The organism is Deinococcus aerophilus (assembly GCF_014647075.1).
In the GTDB taxonomy this organism is placed as follows: Bacteria; Deinococcota; Deinococci; order Deinococcales; family Deinococcaceae; genus Deinococcus; species Deinococcus aerophilus.
Window position 1 is genome coordinate 25,120 of record NZ_BMOM01000017.1, and the last position, 18,493, is coordinate 43,612.

The 18,493-nt window shown below is 68.8% G+C and carries 21 protein-coding genes; 11 read left to right on the forward strand and 10 right to left on the reverse strand.

The window, feature by feature from the left end; translation table 11 throughout:
- Positions 1-305 precede the first annotated feature (305 nt).
- Positions 306-1,445, forward strand: a complete 1,140-nt coding sequence (locus tag IEY21_RS10960) for an NAD(P)/FAD-dependent oxidoreductase (RefSeq protein WP_188904346.1) — start codon at positions 306-308, stop codon at positions 1,443-1,445.
- Positions 1,446-1,493: 48 nt separating this feature from the next.
- Here the strand turns inward: IEY21_RS10960 and IEY21_RS16835 are convergent, their stop codons facing one another.
- Entirely contained in the window at positions 1,494-1,754 is a 261-nt protein-coding gene (locus IEY21_RS16835) for a hypothetical protein (RefSeq protein ID WP_229753041.1), read from the reverse strand.
- Positions 1,755-2,217: 463 nt separating this feature from the next.
- On the opposite strand from IEY21_RS16835, the gene IEY21_RS10970 reads away from it, so the two are divergent.
- The gene (locus tag IEY21_RS10970; RefSeq protein ID WP_188904348.1) at positions 2,218-2,586 is read left to right on the forward strand and encodes a YidH family protein; all 369 of its coding nucleotides are present in this window, start codon (positions 2,218-2,220) and stop codon (positions 2,584-2,586) included.
- A gap of 43 nt (positions 2,587-2,629) precedes the next feature.
- Here the strand turns inward: IEY21_RS10970 and IEY21_RS10975 are convergent, their stop codons facing one another.
- Entirely contained in the window at positions 2,630-3,082 is a 453-nt protein-coding gene (locus tag IEY21_RS10975) for a TlpA family protein disulfide reductase (RefSeq protein ID WP_188904350.1), read from the reverse strand.
- Positions 3,083-3,125: 43 nt separating this feature from the next.
- Here IEY21_RS10975 and IEY21_RS10980 point away from each other — a divergent pair, with 43 nt between their 5' ends.
- Positions 3,126-3,269 carry a hypothetical protein gene (locus IEY21_RS10980; RefSeq protein WP_188904435.1) on the forward strand — a complete coding sequence of 48 codons (144 nt, stop codon included), beginning with the start codon at positions 3,126-3,128 and terminating at the stop codon, positions 3,267-3,269.
- A 6-nt stretch (positions 3,270-3,275) separates the two neighbouring features.
- Here IEY21_RS10980 and IEY21_RS10985 read toward each other — a convergent pair whose 3' ends face one another.
- A complete protein-coding gene (locus IEY21_RS10985) occupies positions 3,276-3,611 on the reverse strand; it encodes a DMT family transporter (protein ID WP_188904352.1) in 336 nt (111 codons plus the stop codon).
- A complete protein-coding gene (locus tag IEY21_RS10990; protein ID WP_188904354.1) occupies positions 3,608-3,961 on the reverse strand; it encodes a DMT family transporter in 354 nt (117 codons plus the stop codon). Before IEY21_RS10990 ends, IEY21_RS10985 begins: the two co-directional genes overlap by 4 nt.
- 276 nt (positions 3,962-4,237) lie before the next feature.
- On the opposite strand from IEY21_RS10990, the gene IEY21_RS17015 reads away from it, so the two are divergent.
- The gene (locus tag IEY21_RS17015) at positions 4,238-4,360 is read left to right on the forward strand and encodes a hypothetical protein (protein ID WP_268237794.1); all 123 of its coding nucleotides are present in this window, start codon (positions 4,238-4,240) and stop codon (positions 4,358-4,360) included.
- A 50-nt stretch (positions 4,361-4,410) separates the two neighbouring features.
- Positions 4,411-4,686 carry an ABC transporter permease subunit gene (locus tag IEY21_RS10995; RefSeq protein ID WP_229753042.1) on the forward strand — a complete coding sequence of 92 codons (276 nt, stop codon included), beginning with the start codon at positions 4,411-4,413 and terminating at the stop codon, positions 4,684-4,686.
- A gap of 28 nt (positions 4,687-4,714) precedes the next feature.
- Here the strand turns inward: IEY21_RS10995 and IEY21_RS11000 are convergent, their stop codons facing one another.
- On the reverse strand, positions 4,715-5,542 hold the full coding sequence (locus IEY21_RS11000) for a MerR family transcriptional regulator (RefSeq protein ID WP_229753043.1): 828 nt from the start codon (positions 5,540-5,542) through the stop codon (positions 4,715-4,717).
- Between the two features lie 357 nt (positions 5,543-5,899).
- Here IEY21_RS11000 and IEY21_RS11005 point away from each other — a divergent pair, with 357 nt between their 5' ends.
- From IEY21_RS11005 to IEY21_RS11015, 3 genes are all read left to right on the forward strand, one after another.
- A complete protein-coding gene (locus tag IEY21_RS11005; protein ID WP_229753044.1) occupies positions 5,900-7,426 on the forward strand; it encodes an alanine/glycine:cation symporter family protein in 1,527 nt (508 codons plus the stop codon).
- Positions 7,427-7,637: 211 nt separating this feature from the next.
- Entirely contained in the window at positions 7,638-9,326 is a 1,689-nt protein-coding gene (locus IEY21_RS11010) for a PASTA domain-containing protein (RefSeq protein ID WP_188904358.1), read from the forward strand.
- A gap of 22 nt (positions 9,327-9,348) precedes the next feature.
- Positions 9,349-10,482, forward strand: a complete 1,134-nt coding sequence (locus tag IEY21_RS11015; RefSeq protein WP_188904360.1) for a cysteine desulfurase family protein — start codon at positions 9,349-9,351, stop codon at positions 10,480-10,482.
- Between the two features lie 31 nt (positions 10,483-10,513).
- Here the strand turns inward: IEY21_RS11015 and IEY21_RS11020 are convergent, their stop codons facing one another.
- Together IEY21_RS11020 and IEY21_RS11025 are read right to left on the reverse strand one after the other, a co-directional pair.
- Positions 10,514-11,194 (reverse strand): Nif3-like dinuclear metal center hexameric protein, encoded by a 681-nt coding sequence (locus tag IEY21_RS11020; protein WP_229753045.1) that lies wholly within the window; start codon positions 11,192-11,194, stop codon positions 10,514-10,516.
- Between the two features lie 150 nt (positions 11,195-11,344).
- Positions 11,345-11,599, reverse strand: a complete 255-nt coding sequence (locus IEY21_RS11025; RefSeq protein WP_188904362.1) for a hypothetical protein — start codon at positions 11,597-11,599, stop codon at positions 11,345-11,347.
- Between the two features lie 379 nt (positions 11,600-11,978).
- Here IEY21_RS11025 and IEY21_RS11030 point away from each other — a divergent pair, with 379 nt between their 5' ends.
- Entirely contained in the window at positions 11,979-12,527 is a 549-nt protein-coding gene (locus tag IEY21_RS11030; RefSeq protein WP_188904364.1) for a YtxH domain-containing protein, read from the forward strand.
- A 159-nt stretch (positions 12,528-12,686) separates the two neighbouring features.
- Here the strand turns inward: IEY21_RS11030 and IEY21_RS11035 are convergent, their stop codons facing one another.
- The 3 genes from IEY21_RS11035 to IEY21_RS11045 all read right to left on the reverse strand — a co-directional run bounded on the left by IEY21_RS11035 (position 12,687) and on the right by IEY21_RS11045 (position 16,828).
- A complete protein-coding gene (locus IEY21_RS11035; protein WP_188904366.1) occupies positions 12,687-15,467 on the reverse strand; it encodes a valine--tRNA ligase in 2,781 nt (926 codons plus the stop codon).
- On the reverse strand, positions 15,460-15,942 hold the full coding sequence (locus IEY21_RS11040; RefSeq protein ID WP_188904368.1) for an NUDIX domain-containing protein: 483 nt from the start codon (positions 15,940-15,942) through the stop codon (positions 15,460-15,462). Before IEY21_RS11040 ends, IEY21_RS11035 begins: the two co-directional genes overlap by 8 nt.
- Before the next feature lie 364 nt (positions 15,943-16,306).
- Positions 16,307-16,828, reverse strand: coding sequence for a DUF4388 domain-containing protein (locus IEY21_RS11045; protein ID WP_188904370.1), 522 nt, complete (start codon positions 16,826-16,828; stop codon positions 16,307-16,309).
- 114 nt (positions 16,829-16,942) lie between these two features.
- On the opposite strand from IEY21_RS11045, the gene IEY21_RS11050 reads away from it, so the two are divergent.
- Positions 16,943-17,932 (forward strand): ADP-ribosylglycohydrolase family protein, encoded by a 990-nt coding sequence (locus IEY21_RS11050; RefSeq protein ID WP_188904371.1) that lies wholly within the window; start codon positions 16,943-16,945, stop codon positions 17,930-17,932.
- Positions 17,929-18,486 (forward strand): nucleotidyltransferase family protein, encoded by a 558-nt coding sequence (locus IEY21_RS11055; RefSeq protein ID WP_188904373.1) that lies wholly within the window; start codon positions 17,929-17,931, stop codon positions 18,484-18,486. The genes IEY21_RS11050 and IEY21_RS11055 overlap by 4 nt, the downstream gene beginning before the upstream one ends.
- The last annotated feature ends 7 nt before the right edge of the window (positions 18,487-18,493 follow it).

Genomic DNA, 18,493 nt, shown 5'->3' on the forward strand with positions numbered 1-18,493 from the left:
GGGTCAAACGGAACAGGAAAGTAAGGGAAAACGGGGATCAGAAGCCGCCCGATCTCTCCCGCATCCGACTCGCCGGTTCTCGCCTGCAGCACGGCCGATCACGGGCCGGAATCCCCGCCGCCGTCTTCAGGCACCGCCGTCATCTAGGGAACTCTGGGGTCCGGGCCGCAGCGAGGGTGGCGCAAGCTACGGCCCACTGTGCCGGAAACTGTACACTGTTCCCAAATCGGGTATGCTGTCCCGATGGCTTTTGCGGGAGTGGCATAAGACCACAACTCGTGAATTCGTTCACAGGAGCAATGAAGATGAAAACCCTGATTCTCGGTGCCGGTTACGCGGGACTGGCCGTCGCCACCAAACTCAAGCCCCACCCCGACCTGGAAGTGCTGCTCGTCGAGCAAAATGCCTTCCATACCTTCGAAACCCGGTTGCACGAGGCCGCTGCGCACAACACCCGCGTGACCCTGCCCCTGGCCCCGCTGCTGCGCGGCACCGGCGTGAACCTGGAACAGGCCAGCGTCGAGGGCGTCAACCTTGACGAGCGCGAGGTCAGCCTCAAGGACGGCCGCGTGCTGACCTATGACACGCTGGTCGTGGGTCTGGGCAGCGTGACCAACTTCTACCGCATTCCCGGTCTGGCCGAGAACGCCACCGAACTCAAGCAGCTCAGCGACGCCGACGACATCTTCAACTTTGTCAACCGCGTGTACAGCGGCGAGTATCAGGGCAACCGCGACATCGTGGTGGGCGGCGCAGGCCTGACCGGCGTGGAACTGGTCACCGAACTCGCGCAGCGCGCCGGAATGCTCAGCAAGGCGCGCGGCCTGCCGCCCTTTAACATCTACCTCGTCGAGGCCGGGCCCAAGATTCTGCCCGTGCTGGACGACGCCCTGCGGGCCAAGGCGCAGCGCACCCTGGAGGAGTACGGCATTCACGTCCTGACCGGCCACCGCCTGATGCAGGCCACCGCCGACAGCGTGACCGTGCAGACGCAGGACGGCGAGCAGAAGATCATCACGGCGGGCAAGATCATCTGGACCGGCGGCATCCAGGCGCGCGACATCCTGCAGGGCGAACGGCTGGAGAAGGGCCCCGGCGGCCGCGTGGCCGTGGACGACAGGCTGCGGGCCAAGGGGTACCCGGAAGTCTTCGTGATCGGGGACATGGGGCTGGCCCTGAACCAGGAAGGCAAACCGGTGCCCACCACCGCCCAGCACGCCGGACAGCAGGGCCGCCTGACCGGCAAGAACCTGATGCGCATGGCGAAGGGTGAGGAAACCGAGGCCTACGAGCCCACCACCCTGGGCGAGTTCGTCTCGCTGGGCGGCCTGATGGCGGTCGGCTGGATGAAGCTGCCGTGGAACCAGAAGCTCGCCATCACCGGGGGCATCGCCCACGTCATGAAACGCGCCTCCGAGTGGCGCTGGCGCGCCAGCATCGACTGAGCCGGACGCAAAAAAAGGGCTGGGAGCTTGCAGGCTTCCAGCCCTTTTTCATTCCTCCAGCCACGGAAAGCCCCACGGGTCGGCGGCGGCCCGTGCATCCACCCGCGCCGCGTCGTGCGTACGGACGGGCAGTGGAAAGTCGTCCGGTGTGACCGGCACGCACAGCAACGGCGAAACCGGATGAGGATTGACCCAGTGCGGCTCCAGCACGGTCCCCAGCCCCGGCCAGTCGTAGGGCGGCATCTGCTCGAACCCGGTACCGGGCAGCACGTACACGTAGCCCGGGGCCAGCAGATCGCGCCCGTTCACCCCTCTGGCGGCACGCGGCACGCGGCGCGAAAGACAGGAAATAGCGCGTGGGCGACCAGCCCGCGCCGTCTGCGAGTTGCAAGGCCATGTTCAGGACGCGCTCCACCCGAGAGCCGTCCTTGAGCGCATACATCATGGCCCACAGGCCATCCGAAGCAGCAAAGACACCGGTACGCTTGTTGAAGGCATCCGGGCTGAGGTCAAACGGCGTGCGCGGCCCGAACCGGGTGATGCTCCCGTGCGGCGAGCTGTGCAACACGAAGCCTGCCTCTGTCAGCCATCGCAAGAACAGCCAGCGCGGCATCGCTGGCGGCAGCAGAGATACATCCCGCGCCTGCCATGCCGCCGCGTACGCCGCTCCATCACTTGCACTCAGGGCGTCTTTCGGAGCTTCCAGCATCCACGGGCGCATGGATCAGGATACGGGCGCGGGCACGAACCCCAGCGGTTAGACTGCGCCCACATGGCAGACGACGGAAAGCAGGACCGCTCGCCGGGTGAGAAGCGGACCGACTGGGCCGAGCGGCGCACCGCGCTGGCCGCCGAGCGGACCTTTGCGGCGTGGGGACGCACCGGGCTGGCCTGCATCGGCGGGGGGCTGGCCGTCACCCGCCTGCTGGGCGACCTGGAGCCGCGCTGGGCGCTGCGTACGCTGGCGCTGGGACTGATGGTCCTGGGCGCGATGACGCTGCTGTTTGGCCTGCGCACCTACCGGAAGTCGGCGCGCGACCTGGAAAGCAGCGGTGAACACACGCTCTCGGTGTGGTGGATCGGAGCCTTTGCCGCAGTCCTGACCGTGCTGGCCGGGATCGGCCTAGTGCTGGTGTGGTGAACCCTCCCCCCCGGCCCGGGCCAGCCTGCAGCGCGGCCCGCGCCTAACTTCCTTCCTTCCCGGCCCATTCCTCCAGCAGGTATTGCAGGCGGGTCTGGGCGTTGTCCTGGCTGCCGTACACGCTGCGCAGCAGTTCGCCGCCGGGAGCGAAGGCCAGCCAGTGCGGCGTGCCCTCGGTGTGCCACGCGCGGGCCAGCGCACCCGACACGTCCAGCGCCACGGGAAACGGCAGGCGGGCGAAGTCGCGGGCAAATTTGATCAGCGTCGGCTCGACGGCCTCCCGCTCCAGGGCACGGTGGCCGTGGCTGGTGTGAACGGCCAGCAGGTGCACGCGCCCGCCAAACTCGGCGTGCAGGCGCTTGAGAAAGGGAATCCCGCGCGAGACACAGCCCGCGCATTCCAGGTTAAAGGTCATGACCAGGCCGGGGCGGGTCCACTGCGCGGGCGGGTCCAGCGGGGCGCCGTACACGAAATCATCGGGGGCAGGCCAGTCCATGCAAAAGAGGCTAGCGCTCCGGCGCCGGGCCTATCCTGTATCCATGTCCCGCACGACCCCGCTGCTTGCCCTCGCCGCCGCCAGCCGGACGCTGACCCGCCTGAAGGCCAGCGGTGAGTATCAGAAGCTGCTGGACCGCTGGATCGTGCAGAAACAACGCGGCGCGGCCCCCGGCCGCCGGTCCTGAAATGGCCTAAGCTTCCCCGCCCGACGCATGAAGCAGCCACACGCTGCCCAGAATCAGGGCCAGCCCCAGCCAGGCGGTGGGCGACAGCTCGGCGCCCTCAAGCCTGCGGCTCAGCAGCGCCGTGCCCACGATGCCCAGGCCGCCCCACACCGCGTAGGCGACGCTCAGGGGCACGGCCTGCAGAGCCAGCCCCAGCAGCCCGAAAGCCCCCAGGACCAGGACCAGCCCCAGCACTCCCGGTAGTGGGCGGCGAAACCCGTCGGAGCGCTTGAGGAGCACGTTGGCGCCCACATCCAGTGCGGCGGCCAGCGCGAGCAGCAGTGCGGCCAGCGGCGCGGTCATATCGCTTCTCCCCTCCGGCGGACCGGGCGCAGGCGGGTTCCACGGTGCAGCAACCTCGCCCCCAGCAGCAAGCCGCCCAGCGCGAGCACCTGTAAGGCCTCCACGCGCTCATGGAGCAGCCACACGCCCAGCACGGTGATCAGCACCAGGCCCAGCGCTTCCCACACCGCAAAGGCCACCGCCACCGGAATCCCCCGGAAGGCCAGCGACAGCAGCAGGTACGACGCCACCACAGCCCCGCCGGTAAGGGCGGCAGCCAGCAGCGGCACCGAGGCACCAAAGAATTTGAGGGCCAGCGTGCCCGCGACTTCGCAGACAATGGCCGAGAACAGGGCGAGCCAGGCCCGCATACACAACACCTTCCTTCCTGATAGAGCTTCAGACACCGGCGCGCGGCGCGGTCTGGAATCAACCGCACACGGCAGCAGAGACGGACGCGAGGCCCGCTACGTCCAGCTGCGGACGTACAGCGCGTCAATCAGGATCTCCAAGACGGTGATGTTGCGGCGCGGTTCCCTGCGCATGGTGTTCACCCGGTTTGGTCGGGAGGGCAGATTCCATGACCGGAATCTGTGCGAAGCTCCTGCCCCTGCCGGGTGGACAGCTTCGACCTGAGGTCAGTATAGGTGAGGCCGGTCACAGCGAAGTCGGCCCAACTCACCTTCAGGCCGTGGACTCAAGGGGCCGGGGCCGCGCTACACGAGGTGGTGCGCAGCATTCCGCTGATCGTGCTGCTCAGCGTGGTGTAGTACGGCCTGCCGGCCAGATCGGGCCCCTCGCGGACGCAGGCCGTGCGCTTGTGGTGCTGCCGCAGGCGTGGCGGGTCGCGCGGCCCGCACTGGGCAACGAGTTCGTCAGCCTGATCCTGGGCAGCAGCCTCGCGAGCACCGTGACCCTGCAGGAACTGTTCGCGCAGGGCAAGTACATCACCGGCGTGACCTACCGCCAGTTCGAGGTGTATGCCGTCCTGGCCGTGATCTGCTTCACGCTGACCTTCCTGTTGACCCGGCTGGTGCGCTCGCTGGAACGGCGGCTGGGGCGCGGGCAGGCGGGAGTGGAACGGCGCGTGATCTGAGGAGGGTCGGCCCGCCGGACCGGCGACCTTACTGGCCCCCCGTGTCCTGCTCCTCCAGCGCCTGCGCCCACGCAAGGACCGCCGCACTCTGGTACGCCGCCAGCCCCTCGCCCGCCCGGTCAATGTTGCGCCTGAAGCGCTCGTCGGCCACCCACATCTGCGCCAGCCCGCGCATCATCCCGGGCGGGGCGTCGTAGTAGCGGGCGGAAATATGGGCACGGTGGTCGGCGGCGACCGCCCGCGCCTCCGGGGAACCGGGCGGAGTGCCCGCGCGCAGCAGGGTCAGGTAGCGGGCGCTCAGGGCGTCCATCTCGGCCCGGACCGCTTCCCAGTCGGCCCGGCTGTAGCGGCCGGTGCGGGCAGCACTCTGCCGGTAGGCGTCGGTCTCTCCCCAGCGCCCGCGGGCCTCGGCCTCGTGTTCGGCGGGGTTAAAACCGTCAAACATCTCTTTGAACTCGGCATTTGTCATGGACACTCCCTCGCCGCGCTCGGCGGCCTGTAGATAGGTCAGGGCGGCCTGCAAGGTGGCCTCGGCGCGCCGTGCCCGCTCCCTAAGCAGGGCCACCTGCGTCCGCAACGCCTCTACCTCGCCGCCGGGCGGGGCGTCCAGCACGCGGGCAATCTCGGCCAGCGGAAAGCCCAGCTCGCGGTAGCTCAGCACCCGCCACAGCCGCGCGAGGTCGGCGGGTGTGTACAGCCGGTACCCCGCCTCGCTGCGTCCGCCCGGCTTGAGGAGACCAATGTCGTCGTAGTGGTGCAGCGTGCGGGCACTCAGGCGGGTCAACAGCGCAACCTCGCCCACGGTCCAGCGTGGACCGGGTACCGGGTCGGGACGGACACGTGTGGAATCGTTCACGGAGGACCTCCTCGAGGTCTCAGCGTAGGCCCTGCCGTTACGGAAGGGTCAAGGGGCTGCCGCGGGCGGAGCGGGCCGCCGGCCTTCATGGGTGAGACCCCCGGGCAGGACGCCGTTTTCACCGCACAGCACGCCGTTCCATGAGCCCCCACTCTGGATGACCGGTAAGTCCCTTATGCCGGTCTTCGGCTCAGACTCATCTGTAACGGAAATCAGCATCTAGGGTGAAAACCGATGAGAAGCACCAACGTCCTAATTGGCCGGTCCCCGTGGCCTCCTCTGCGGCCTCCCAACATCCCATCCTCCCCCCCGGGCTGCAGGGCTGCGGCGTTCCTCAGGGCGGCACCCGCGCGGGCCGTGGCCCTGACAGCCACAGCCACCTGGAGCGCAGCGCAGGCACTGGCCGCCACTGAACCGGTCGGGCCGGTTACCCTGGACGAACGCGTCAATGCGGTCGTGTCCCCGCTCAGCACCTTCCTGTCGTCCGTGATTTTTGCCAGCGTGCCGGTCGGCGGCGTGCCGATTCCCCTGATCGTGGTGTGGCTGTTCGCAGCGGCCATCATCTTCACGCTGACCTTCCGGTTCATCAACATCAGCGGGTTCTGGCACGGAGTTCAGATCGCCATCGGCCGCTACGACAAACCCGACAGCGACGCGCCGGGCCTGATCACGCACTTTCAGGCGCTGACCACCGCCGTGTCCGGCACGGTCGGGCTGGGCAACATTGCCGGGGTGGCGGTGGCCATCAGCCTGGGCGGTCCCGGCGCCACCTTCTGGATGATTCTGGCCGGACTGCTCGGCATGAGCACCAAGTTCGTGGAATGCACGCTGGGCGTCAAGTACCGCGAGATTCAGAAAGACGGCCGCATAGACGGCGGCCCCATGTTCTACCTGCGTGACGGCCTGGCCGAGATCGGCAAGGCCCGGCTGGGCCGCGTCATGGCCGCCGTGTTCTCCGTGTGCATGGTGTTCGCCAGTCTGGGCGGCGGCAACATGTTCCAGAGCAACCAGGCATACCAGCAGCTCGTGAACGCCACGGGCGGCGCGTCCAGTCCCCTGGCCGGCAGCGGGTGGCTGGCCGGGCTGGTCCTGGCGGCGCTGGTGGGCGCCGTGATTCTGGGCGGCATTCGCAGCATCGCGAATGTCACCGGCAAACTGGTGCCCGTGATGGCCGCGCTGTACATCCTGTCGGTGCTGGTCATTCTGGGCCTGAACTTCAGCGCCATTCCCGCCGCATTCGGCGCAATCCTGAGCGGCGCGTTCTCACCGCAGGGGGTGGCTGGGGGCGTCATCGGCGTGATGATCCAGGGCATTCGCCGCGCCACCTTCAGCAACGAGGCCGGGATCGGTTCGGCTGCCATCGCGCATAGCCCGGTCAAGACCCGCCGCCCGGTCACGGAGGGGTTTGTGGGTCTGCTCGAACCCTTCCTGGATACGGTCGTGATCTGCACCATGACGGCCCTGGCCATCGTGATTACCGGCGCGTACACCCAGCCGGGCCTGAGCGGCGTGGGCATCACGGACACCGCCTTTCGCAGCGTCGCTCCGTGGTTCGGCTGGCCGCTGACCATCGCGGTCGTGATGTTCGCATACTCCACCATGATCAGCTATGCGTACTACGGCACGCGCGCCGTGCGGTACCTGTTCGGTCCGAGCGAACTGGCGACCAACATCTTCAAGGTCGTGTTCCTGATCTTCATCGTGATCGGGGCCAGCATGAACCTGGGGGCTGTCATTGACTTCAGTGACGCCATGCTGTTCAGCATGAGCATCCCGAACATCATCGGCCTGTACTTTCTGATTCCCGTCGTGAAACGTGAGCTCGCGAGCTACCGAGCCGACCTGAAATCCGGCCGCGTGAAACCTGCTCCTCAGAACGGGTAGTCAGCGCCGCCAACCCGCCCCCACTGAATCAGACCGCCCCCAGCCTCCGCTGTGGGGCGGTCTGCGGTGCCGGGCGCACGTGAAGCCCACCCGCGCCGGGCATTCCAGGAGGCTTCGCAGCGGACCGGGGATCAAGGCGTGGTTCAGCCAGCGGGGGGATGAAGAACGGCCCCCGCCGGCACGGGGCCACACGCGCTATGCTGGCGGGTGCATGACGGGGCAGGCAAACGAGGTCAATACGGCCACCACTCCCACCACCACGACCGCCACCACCATTGACGGCAAGTATGGGGTGCTGCGTGAGCTGTCGCGGCAGGGCAACGTTACGCTGTCCGAGGTGCGCGCGGCCGAGGGCGTGACCCGGCGGGTGGCGTGGTTTGACATCAGCACCTCCGCCGACCGTCAGGCCTTTCACGCCTACCGTTCGGTGCTGCGGTCTCTGAATCCGGCCGGGCTGACCGATGTGGTCGCGCGGCCCGGGGCGTATTACGCGGTGTGGCAGCCGGTGGGCGGCACGCCGCTGAGCGCGGTGCTGGCCCAGCCCGTCAAGAATCAGGAAACGGTGGAGGCGGTGGGCGCCATTGCCGCGCAGCTGGCCGCCCACGGGTACGCCGTGGACGACGCCGACATCATGCTCGACGGTCCCGAGGCCCGCATTGCCTACCTGCGCGCCCTGACACTGCCGCGCGTCCCCGAGGAGGTCGCGGCGCGCAACGCCCGCACGCTCAGCGCCCTGAGCGCCGGGCGGGTCCGCCGCTCCAGACAGCCCGGCGCGTGGCTGGCCTTCATTCCGGGCCTGCTGTTTCTGGGCGGCGCGGTCTATCTGGGCGGACAGGCCGCGCAGACCTACCTCAATCCCCCGGTGCGCGAGGTCCTGAGCGTGACCGGCGAGGAGGCGCGTGAGGCGGCCGAAAAGCTCACGGCGGCCGGCTTCCGGGTGGAGTACACCGAGGGCCAGGCGGGCAATCAGGGCATCGGGACCATCCTGCGCCAGGACCCGGCGGCCGGCACCAACCTTCCGGTGGGCCGTCTGGTCACCCTTACGGTAAACAACCCGCCGTCCATCGAGGTTCCGCGGGTGGAGGAAATGACCCTGGATCAGGCGCGGGCGGCCCTCAAGGGCCGGGCAATGGTGCTGGGCAAGGTGCTCAAGGTGGACGGCACCCTGACCAACACCGCCGAGGGCCGGGTCGTGTCACAGCTGCCCGAGGCGGGGTCCGCCGCGCAACGCGGTCAGCCGGTACAGGTGATGGTCAGCACCGGTGTGGGCGGCAAGGAAAGCTGGCTGCCCACCCTGACCGGCCTGACAGTGACGCAGGCCCGCGAGTACGCCCGCGCCGCCGGACTGGTGGTGAACAAGATCAGCGAGCTGGCCAGCGACAAGGCGCCGGGCACCGTGCTGGACCAGACGCCGGCCCCCTATGTGCGGGTCGCGGTGGGCAGCCCCGTGACCCTGACGGTGGCCGTCGCGCGCTTCAGCGCCCCCAGCCGCCCGGCCGGCGACCTGCCGCTGCCGCCTCCCACGGCGCCGCAGGCTCCGCCTCTGCCCCCGCAACCACTGCCCCAGGACACACTGGACCAGACCACCCCGGAAGCCCAGCCCGAAGTGCAACCCGCCCCCAGCCCGGCTGAGATTCCGGCCACTCCTCCCAGCGGGGACCCGGACGCGCGCAACGTGAACTTCCAGTACACCTTCCCGGGTGACCTGCCCGCCGGCACGTACACCGTGGTGGTCCGCGACGCGAACGGCGAGCGCGAGATTCTGCAGGCCACCGACGCCTCGCAGCTCGCGGGCCGCAGCGCGAGCAGCTCTCAGGCCGTGCCGGTCAGCGGGGACGCGGTGTTCGTCGTGCGGCGCGACGGCGCGGATTACGCCACGGTCAGTCCGCTCACTCCCTGAGCCGCGCCGTGCTGGACCGCCCATGATCTACCTGGACTACGCCGCCACCCACCCCATGACCGCCGATGCGCTCGCCGCCTACGCGCACGCGGCCGCGCGGCCCGGCAATCCGGCCAGCGTGCACGCGGCGGGTCAGGCCGCCCGTGAGTTGCTGGAAGAAGGCCGCGCGCGGGTCGCGGCGGCCCTGGGCACCGACCCGCGCACCCTCATCGCCAACAGCGGCGGCACCGAGGGAGACAACCACGTGCTGCTGGGGGTGGCGCGTGCGTGGCAGGACGCCCACGGCCGGCCCGGCCACCTGATCACCACGCCCACCGAACATTCCGCCGTGCTGGCCCCCGCCCGCTGGCTGGAAAGCCAGGGCTGGACCGTGGACTGGCTGGCCCCCGACCGGGGCGGCCACTATGCCCCCGCAGACCTCGCGGCGGCGCTGCGGCCCGACACCGCGCTGGTGTCCATCCACCACGCGAACAACGAGCTGGGCACCGTGCAGGACACACCCGCCCTGGCCGCCATCGCTGCCGCGCAGGGCGTGCCCTACCACACGGACGCGGTGCAGGCCCCCGGAGTGCTGCCGGTGGACCTGCCGGGCTGGGGCGTAACCTACGCCACCTTCAGCGCGCACAAGTGGGGGGGGCCGCGGGGAGTGGGCTTCGTGTACGTGCGGCGCGGCGCGGACCTGCCCCCGGTCACGCTGGGCGGAGGCCAGGAGGGCGGCCTGCGCCCCGGCACCCAGAACACGGCGGGCGTGTACGCGGCGGGCGTGGCCCTGACCCACGCCCAGGCCGCGCAGGAGCAGACCCACGCGCACCTGCTGGAGCTGCGAGACCGGTTCATGCAGGCGGTCAGCTCCATTCCTGGGCTGCGCTGGAACCATCCGCCGCAGGGCAGCCCCAAGGTCGCCTCGCTGACGCTGCCGGGGGCCGACGGCGAGGCGCTGCTGATGAATCTGGACCTGCTGGAAGTGGCGGCCAGCGCGGGCAGCGCCTGCAGCGCCGGAACCATGGAACCCAGCCACGTCCTGAGGGCCATCGGCCTGAGCGAGGCCGACGCCCGCGCCTCATTGCGTTTCAGTTTTGGGGCGGCCACGACGGCCGCCGAGGTGGACGCGGCAGCCGAGGCATTGCGCCAGGCCGCACAGTGGAGCCGCGCCTGAAAGGGGCAACCCAGAAGGGGGCGACGCAGATTTACCGGCCCAGATAAACGTCGGTGTGCAGTCCGGGAAACTGGGTCTGCAGTTCATGGGCGAGCTGCCGCAGCCCCCATATCTCCGTTCGGCGGTGGCCCAGCGCCACGACCCCCAGCCCACGCGCCTGCGCCGCCACCGAGGCAGAGGGCCGCAGTTGACCGGTCAGGTAAACGCCGACTCCCAGGTCCGCGACGTGCTCGATCAGCTCCGGGTTCATGGCGTTCATCAGGGCCACGCGCAGCGGCTGCGGGCCGGGATTGGGCGGCCACGAGCTGTCCTCTCCGCCCAGTTCAGCGTGCAGGGCGGCACGCACCGCGTCCCAGCTGGTCTGGGGAGGTGCGGCCACGAGGCCCTTTAGCTCGCCCCTCCAGACCACCTCCCGCACGTCACGCCAGTCCAGGACGCGGGCCAGCCGCCGGTTCGGACCGGTGGTCAGCGCGAGATCAAAGCCGTCATGGACGCCCAGCACGCCCAGACCCGGCCAGCCCTCCCCCAGCCGCCGTGAGCGGTGCAGGAACAGCGCGTCGGCCTCCAGCGCGGGCGGCAGGTCATCGGGTTCGAGGGCCAGGGCCAGCCGCTCCACAGCTGAACGCCCTCCACGCTTGAGCGGCTGCGCCTCGCCAAATTCGGCGTGCAGCCATGCGGCCAGTTCGCGCAGGGTAGGGGGCATCCCGGCCATTGCCAGACCTCTCTAGGGAAGTGAGGGCGTCATGATTGCCCCCCATCTCTCAGCGCCGGGCAGCCGCTCGTGAGGCACAAGGGGGGCACGGCCCAAACCCAACGGAGGCGGCCCCGCGATACTGCCTGGACCGCCTCAGCGAAAAAAGCTTTACTGCTCGTCGTCCTTCTTCTTTTCCGTCTTGTCTTCTGTGCCGCTATAGTCCACGCCTTTCCAGCCGCCAGGATCGACGAAACCGGCGGAAGAGTCACGCTCGATGTTCTCGTCGATGTATTCCTGCGAGGCGTGCGCGCCCTGTTCGACCTTCGCGCCACGTGGGGTCTCGCCGCGGACCTCCGTGCGCTGCTTGTCGGTCATCTCGGTGCTGAAGGTGGGGTTGTCGCTTTTATCCGTCATGCCCTTCATGGTGGGCTGCCACCACGGCGCGGGAGTGAGAGGAGAACCAAGCGGGATACAGACCTCTTTGAGGCTTTGCAGATCAAGGGGCTCCCTGATTTCCCGCTGGTCCCACTTTACAGAGTCCGGCCCAGACCTTTTCCAACAACGACGGTACCGGCTGGGGCTCAGGCAGACGCGGAACATCCACCCTCGACTGCATGGTGCCCGCGGGCAACGTGGGGGTTTCTTCAACGTCTGGTGGCGGATCGCTCAAGCGTGCCCTCAAGTTGGGGGGCACGGCAGCCCTTACGCTGGGAAGACGTATCAGGCCGCCACATCCCCAGCAACGACGGCAACGCCACATCCATTCACATCTATTACAGAGATCCAAACCCAAGGAGGACTCATGAACAGCATCAGCGACACCCTGGAGAACGTCAAGGACACTGTACAGAGCGCAGGCAGCCGCCTGGAACATAAGGCCGCCGTGCAGGCGGGCAAGGCCGTGGCCCGGCAGCAGGCCCGGACCGCCGATCTGCTCGCCTCACAGGACAAGGAGCTCAAGGCCATTCGCCGCGAAGTGGAGGAGCTGCGCAAGACGATGTCTTCCGGCGGTTTTCCCTGGGGCCTGTTGCTCCTAGCGGGGGGCGCTTACTTCCTCTACCGCCGGAATGCCGGCGTGCGCGAACAGGTTGACGGACTGCTTCAGCGGGTCAATCCTGGCATCGAGGGCAATTTGGCCCGCGCCAAGGACGCCGTGAAGGATGCCGCCAACGACCTCAGCCGGGGAGACAGCCCCAAGGACGCGCTGGGCCGTCTGGGAGGCGAGGTGCAGCGCGCCGGAGAAAAGACCGTTGACCACCTCAAGGACACGGCCGGGGACCTGAAGAAAGACGCGCAGGCCAAGGTCGATGAGGTCCGCAAGGGCACAGACCGTCCGGCCGACCCCCACTGATTCCGGCCTCAAGCCGCCAGAACCCGCCCCAATAGCCCCAATAAACGCCGCCCCCACACTTCAGAAGTGTGGGGGCGGCGTCTGTGCGGTCTGGTCGGTCTGAACCAGATCCGGGGGAACCGGACCGGGAGAACACTCAGTCCGGTTCCCCCGTCCGGCTCACTCGCCGGAGAACTGTGCCAGCACCGCCTCGAGCCGCGTTTTCTGTGCGCCAAACTCCTGCACGCGGCGCTTTTCTTCCTCAATCACCTCGGCGGGAGCGCGGGCCACGAAGCCCTCGTTGCTCAGCTTGCCCTGCGCCTGCCGGATCTGCTTGTCCAGCTCGGCCAGGCGCTTTTTCTGGCGGCCCAGCCACTCGGCAAGGTCTACCGTGCCCTCCAGGGGCGCGCGGACGGTCACGCCGCCCTCCACCGCCGACAGCGTGCGGCCCTCCAGCTCCGCCACCAGATTCACGCGGGCAATGCTCTCGACGACGCGGGCATTGTCGTGGACGGTGGCCGCGAGTTCTCCCTCCACCGCAACGCCCAGCCGGTCCTGCGGCGACAGCCCCAGCTCGCTCTTGAGGCTGCGGGCGGCGGCCACGGCGTCGCGCAGGCCGCCAAAGGTGTGCGTGGCTCCGGCATCGTGCAGTTCAGGGTTGGGCTGCGGCCAGCTGTGCAGCGCCAGCTGACGGCGGTGGCCCAGCGCCGCGTACAGCTCGGAGGTGATGAAGGGCATGAAGGGATGCAGCAGCTTGAGGATGTGCTCGAGCACCGCCTTGAGGGTCGCCATGCTGCCCAGACGGCCCTCGGCCAGCGCGGGCTTGGCGGCTTCGATGTACCAGTCGCAGAACTCGTCCCAGGTAAAGGCGTACAGCGTGCGGATGGCCGCGCCCAGGTCAAAGGCGCCGAGCTGCGCGCTGGCCTCGGCAGTCACGGCGTTCAGGCGCGAGATGATCCAGCGGTCGGCGGGGGTCAGGTCGTCGCGGGCCACCACGGCGCTCAGGGCGTCACGGCTGCGCAGCGCCTCGCCCGCCTCACCGGGCAGCAGGCTGCGCACGTAGCGGGTCAGGTCGTCCTCGCCCTGCAGAGCAGGGGCCGCCTCGCCCAGCCGCATCAGCGCGAAGCGGGCGGCGTTCCACAGCTTGTTGGTGAAGTTGCGGCCCTGCTCAAAACGTCGGGGATCGTGGCGGATGTCCTGCCCGCCCGTGCTGAGGAAGGCAAAGGCGAAGCGGCAGGCATCCACCCCGTACTGGTCGAACAGGTCCAAGGGATCGATGCCGTTGCCCTTGCTCTTGGACATCTTCTGGCCCTTGGCGTCCAGATACAGGCCGTGCAGCATCACCGTGGAAAAGGGAGCCTGCCCGGTCAGGCCATACCCCGCCATCTGCATGCGTGCCACCCAGAAGAACAGGATGTCGTAGCCGGTGACGAGCACCTGCGTCGGATAGAACTTGCGGAAGTCCTCGCTGTCGGTGTCGGGCCAACCCAGGGTGGAAAACGGCCACAGGTTGGACGAAAACCAGGTATCGAACACGTCCGGGTCGCGGCGCAGTTCCAGGTGAGCGTAACGGGGATCCTGGTCACAGTCCAGGTCGGGATTCTCGGGGTCGGGCACGTAGATGTTGCCGTCCGCGTCGTACCACGCTGGAATCTGGTGGCCCCACCACAGCTGCCGCGAGATGTTCCAGTCGCGGATGTTCTCCAGCCAATCACGGTTGACCTTGCCGTAACGCTCGGGCACCAGCGTCATGTCTCCGGCATCCAGCCCGGCGAGGACCTGATCCGCGAAGGGCTTCATGTGCACGAACCACTGCGTGGAGATGATCGGCTCCACCGGCACCTTCGTCCGCTCGGACAGACCGATGGCGGTGTCGTGGTCCTTCTCCTCCAGCAGGTCGCCGGCCTCGGTCAGCGCTTTCACCACGGCTTTACGCGCCGCAAAGCGCTCCAGGCCCCGGAACGCTTCGGGCACGAGGTCCGAGACCAGATTCCCGGCCAGATCGATCACGCTGGGCCGCGCCAGGCCGTGGCGCTCCCCGATCTCGAAGTCGGTGGGATCGTGGGCAGGGGTGATCTTCAATGCCCCCACCCCGAAGTCCATCTCCACGGCCTCGTCCGCGATGATGGGCACGTAACGGTCGGTCAGGGGAATGCGCGCCCGCTGGCCGATCAGGTGCGTGAAGCGTTCGTCGGACGGATGCACGGCGATGGCCTGATCGGCGAAGATGGTTTCCGGGCGCACGGTGGCAATCCGGATTTCCCCAGCCTCACCGTTGCTGGGCGCAGCTTTGGGATCTTCGAGCTTGTACGACAGCGTGGTCATCTTGCCCTTGCGGACCTCGCGGTCAATCTCCAGTTCGGACAGGGTGGTCTGCGCGGCCACGTCCCAGTTCACGATGCGCTCGCCCCGGTAGGCCGCGCCGTCGTGGTACAGCTTGACAAACTGGTGACGTACGGCGCGGCTCAGGCCCTCGTCCATCGTGAAGCGCTCGCGGGTCCAGTCGGCGCTGACGCCCAGGCGCGTGAGCTGGTTGAGGATGATGCCGCCGGACTCGGCCTTCCACTCCCAGACGTTGTCCAGAAACCGCTCGCGGCCCAGATCGTGGCGGGACACGCCCTGATCACGCAGCTGCCGCTCCACGACCACCTGCGTGCTGATGCCGGCGTGGTCCGTGCCCGGCAGGTACAGCGCCTCAAAACCCGCCATGCGCTTGTAGCGGATCAGCGTATCGATCAGGGTGTTGTCCAGCGCGTGGCCCAGGTGCAGGTTGCCCGTCACGTTGGGCGGGGGAATCACGATGGTAAAGGGGTCCTTGCCGCTGCTCGCGTCCGCACGGAAGGGCTCGTTGCGCCAGCGCGCCGCCCACAGCGGCTCGATGCCCTGCGGATCGAAGGCCTTGGCGAGCACGCTGTCGTTCTCGGGATTTTCGGCAATGGGGTCGTGGGGCACGTCAGTCATGGGCAGTCTCCTGAAGGGGGGCGGGAACAGAATTCAGATACGGCAGCGCGGCGTCCATCTCCCAGTCGAGTCCGGGAGCGTCCAGGCTGGCCCAGCGGTAGACGAAGGTGTGGCCGTCGGCGGGATGGCTCCACGCGGCGGGAAGACCGGGCGGCGCGGTGAAGGCGTAGGCGTGGCAAACCTGACAGGTGAGGCGCCCGGGCAGCCGGGCTTCCCACCGGTAGGACACGAGAAAGCGGGGGGCGGGCAGCTGCAGGCCAGATTCCTCGTACAACTCGCGCACGGCGGCCTGCACAGGCTGTTCCCCGGCCTCTACCCCGCCGGCCGGCAGCTGGGTTCCGGCCTGCGGCAGACCAGCGTGCCCGCACACGAGCAGCTCTTTGCCCCGAAGGACCAGACACAGCACCTTTTCGCGCAGGCCACGCCGCGCCGCATCCTGCCGGGCCTCCTGCTGATTGCTGTACACCGTCACCATTGCCCGCCCCCTCCAGAAAACACAAGAAACGTCCCGTCCGCCAGACCTTCGTCTGTACTGCGGACGAGACGTGAACCTGCGTGTCCCGTGGTACCACCGCTCTTCCCGCCTGAATGACGGGCGCTCTTGAGGCGCGGTGACGGGCGCCGCCCGGACGGGTCTACGGCCCCTGGGGGGGCTTCTTCCATCGTGCTCGCGGGTGACTTTCCCCGGCCGCCTTCCCGTCCCGGCTCTCAACCTCGACCTGGACTCCCTGTGGGCGCAACCTTCCGGGTACTCCTCCCGGTCACTGCTCGGCCAGTATACGGCGCGGGGAGCGGATTTTCATCCCGGTATCCGGGGAATCTGCCCCGGTCCTGCCGGCCTAGAATTCCTCGATCAGCCCGGCGAGCAGGAAGGGCCTCAGGGTCTCGAGCACCGCGCGGGGCAGCTCGGGACTGCGTTCCAGCATGCTGCGGATGTCCAGTTCCTGCGCGACCAGATTCAGCGCGTGGTACTGGGGGCGGGTCACCGGCTGGGCCTCGGTCCACTTCGCGGTGAAGCGCAGCCGGCGGCTCCAGTCCGGGAACGAGCGCAGCAGCGGGGCCCAGCCGTCGCTGTCGGCAATCAGCCGGTGCAGCGCCGGGTCCCGGCGCAGGCTCAGGGTGCGCTCAGGGACCGCCACGTCCGGCTCGAAGGTGAAGGTGCCGCCGTCCAGGCTGGCGAGCACCTGAAGCGCCGCCTCTCCCTGCAGGCTGCGGCTGCGGGCATGCACGATCTCCCCACGGTCCAGCCACAGCTGACCGCCGCGCGCATGGTCCACATTGAGCACACCGGCCCTGCCGCTGCTCAGAAGCAACTGCATTACCGAGAGAAACGGAAAGACCGACAGATCACCGCGCACCATAAGATTGAGCGCAGTGTAGTGCCTGCGCGGCCCAGAGGCGGCGGGTCGGGGACAGCCCCCCCGGTGGGTGAAGGGGAAGCGGGCCTACACAAGCTCCCATGACACAATGTCGGCATGACCCGAGCCCTGACGACCCTGCTCTCGCTGGCGGCAGCCGACGCACTGGGAGCCGCCACCGAGTTCAAGTCGCCGGAGCGCATCCGGGCCGAGTACGGCGAGACCTTCACCGACTACCAGCCGGGCAGTGTCTTCGGCTTTGCCCCCGGCGAGGCCACCGACGACAGCCAGATGGTGGCGGCCACTCTGCTGGGCTACGGCCGCCGCGAAGGGCTGAACGGGGTGCGGACGGCCCTGCGTGAGTGGCTCGCTGCGGGGCCGCCGGATGTGGGAATCCTGACCCGCTCGGCGCTGGGCGCAGGCACGCTGGACGGCGGCGTGCGGGCCTGGCAGGCCAGCGCCTACAACAGCGCGGGCAACGGCGGCCTGATGAGGATCGCCGCCGTGTGGATCGCCGGGTTCCGCGGCGCAGAACTGGCCCGCGAATCGGCCGGCGTGACGGCCCTTACCCATGCCGACCCCCGCTGCGTGTACGCCTCGGTATTTCTGACGGCCTGGCTGGAGGCGCTGGACGGCGGGCAAGCGTACGGAGCAGCGGCAGAGTCGGCCCTGAAGCTGACCGATGACTTCGACGCCCGCGCCGCCCTGCTGGACGCCGGCATCTTCGGCGTGGACACGCGGGAGGCGCACACGGCCTTCCGGGACCGCGAACGGGGGGCACGGGCCGAGGTGCGGGCCCGGGTACGCGCCGGTCTGGGCGGCCACCTGACCTCGCAGAGCGGCTACGTGCTGGACACGCTGGAGGCCGCCGTCCGGCACGCCGGGGCCGACACCTGGATGGGCTGCGTGCAACCCGCCGTTCTGCTGGGCGACGACAGCGACACGGTGGCCTGCGTGGTCGGGGCCATCGCCGGGGCGCGCGGGCTGGCGGTGCCGCCCGGTCTGCTTCCGGCCCTGCGCCTGGGCCACAGCTGGCCGGGCTGGGAGCGGAGGTGGCCATGCACCGAACACCTTCCGGGCGTGGTCACCGGAGCGCAGCGCCCATGACCGAACAGGACTTCTTGCGGGCCGCGCGCCTGAATCCGGTCAATGCCGCCGTGCTGGACCGCCTGCCCGAGCTGGGCGCCCCGCAGGCCCATCTGGTCGCCGGGGCGCTGTTCGGCACGGTCTGGAACGTGCTGAGCGGGCAGCCGCCCACTGCCCAGATCCGGGATTACGACGTGTTCTACTGGGACGCCGACCTCAGCTACGCCGCCGAGGACGCGGTGATTCGCCGCGCCGGGGCGCTGTTCGCCGACCTGAACGTCGAGGTACAGGTGCGCAATCAGGCCCGCGTCCACCTGTGGTTTGCCCAGAAGTTCGGGGTGGAACGCCCGCCGCTGACCAGCGCCCGCCAGGGCATTGACCAGTTTCTGGTGGAATGCACCTGTGTGGGTGTGGATACGCGCGGCGAGGTCTACGCCCCGTATGGCCTGGATGATCTGCAGGCCGGCGTGCTGCGCCCCAACCCGCACAACCACACCCCCGGACTGTGCGCCGCCAAGATCGCGGATTACCAGCGCCGCTGGCCGTGGCTGCGGACTGCAGTTCCCACCTCCTGAAACCAGG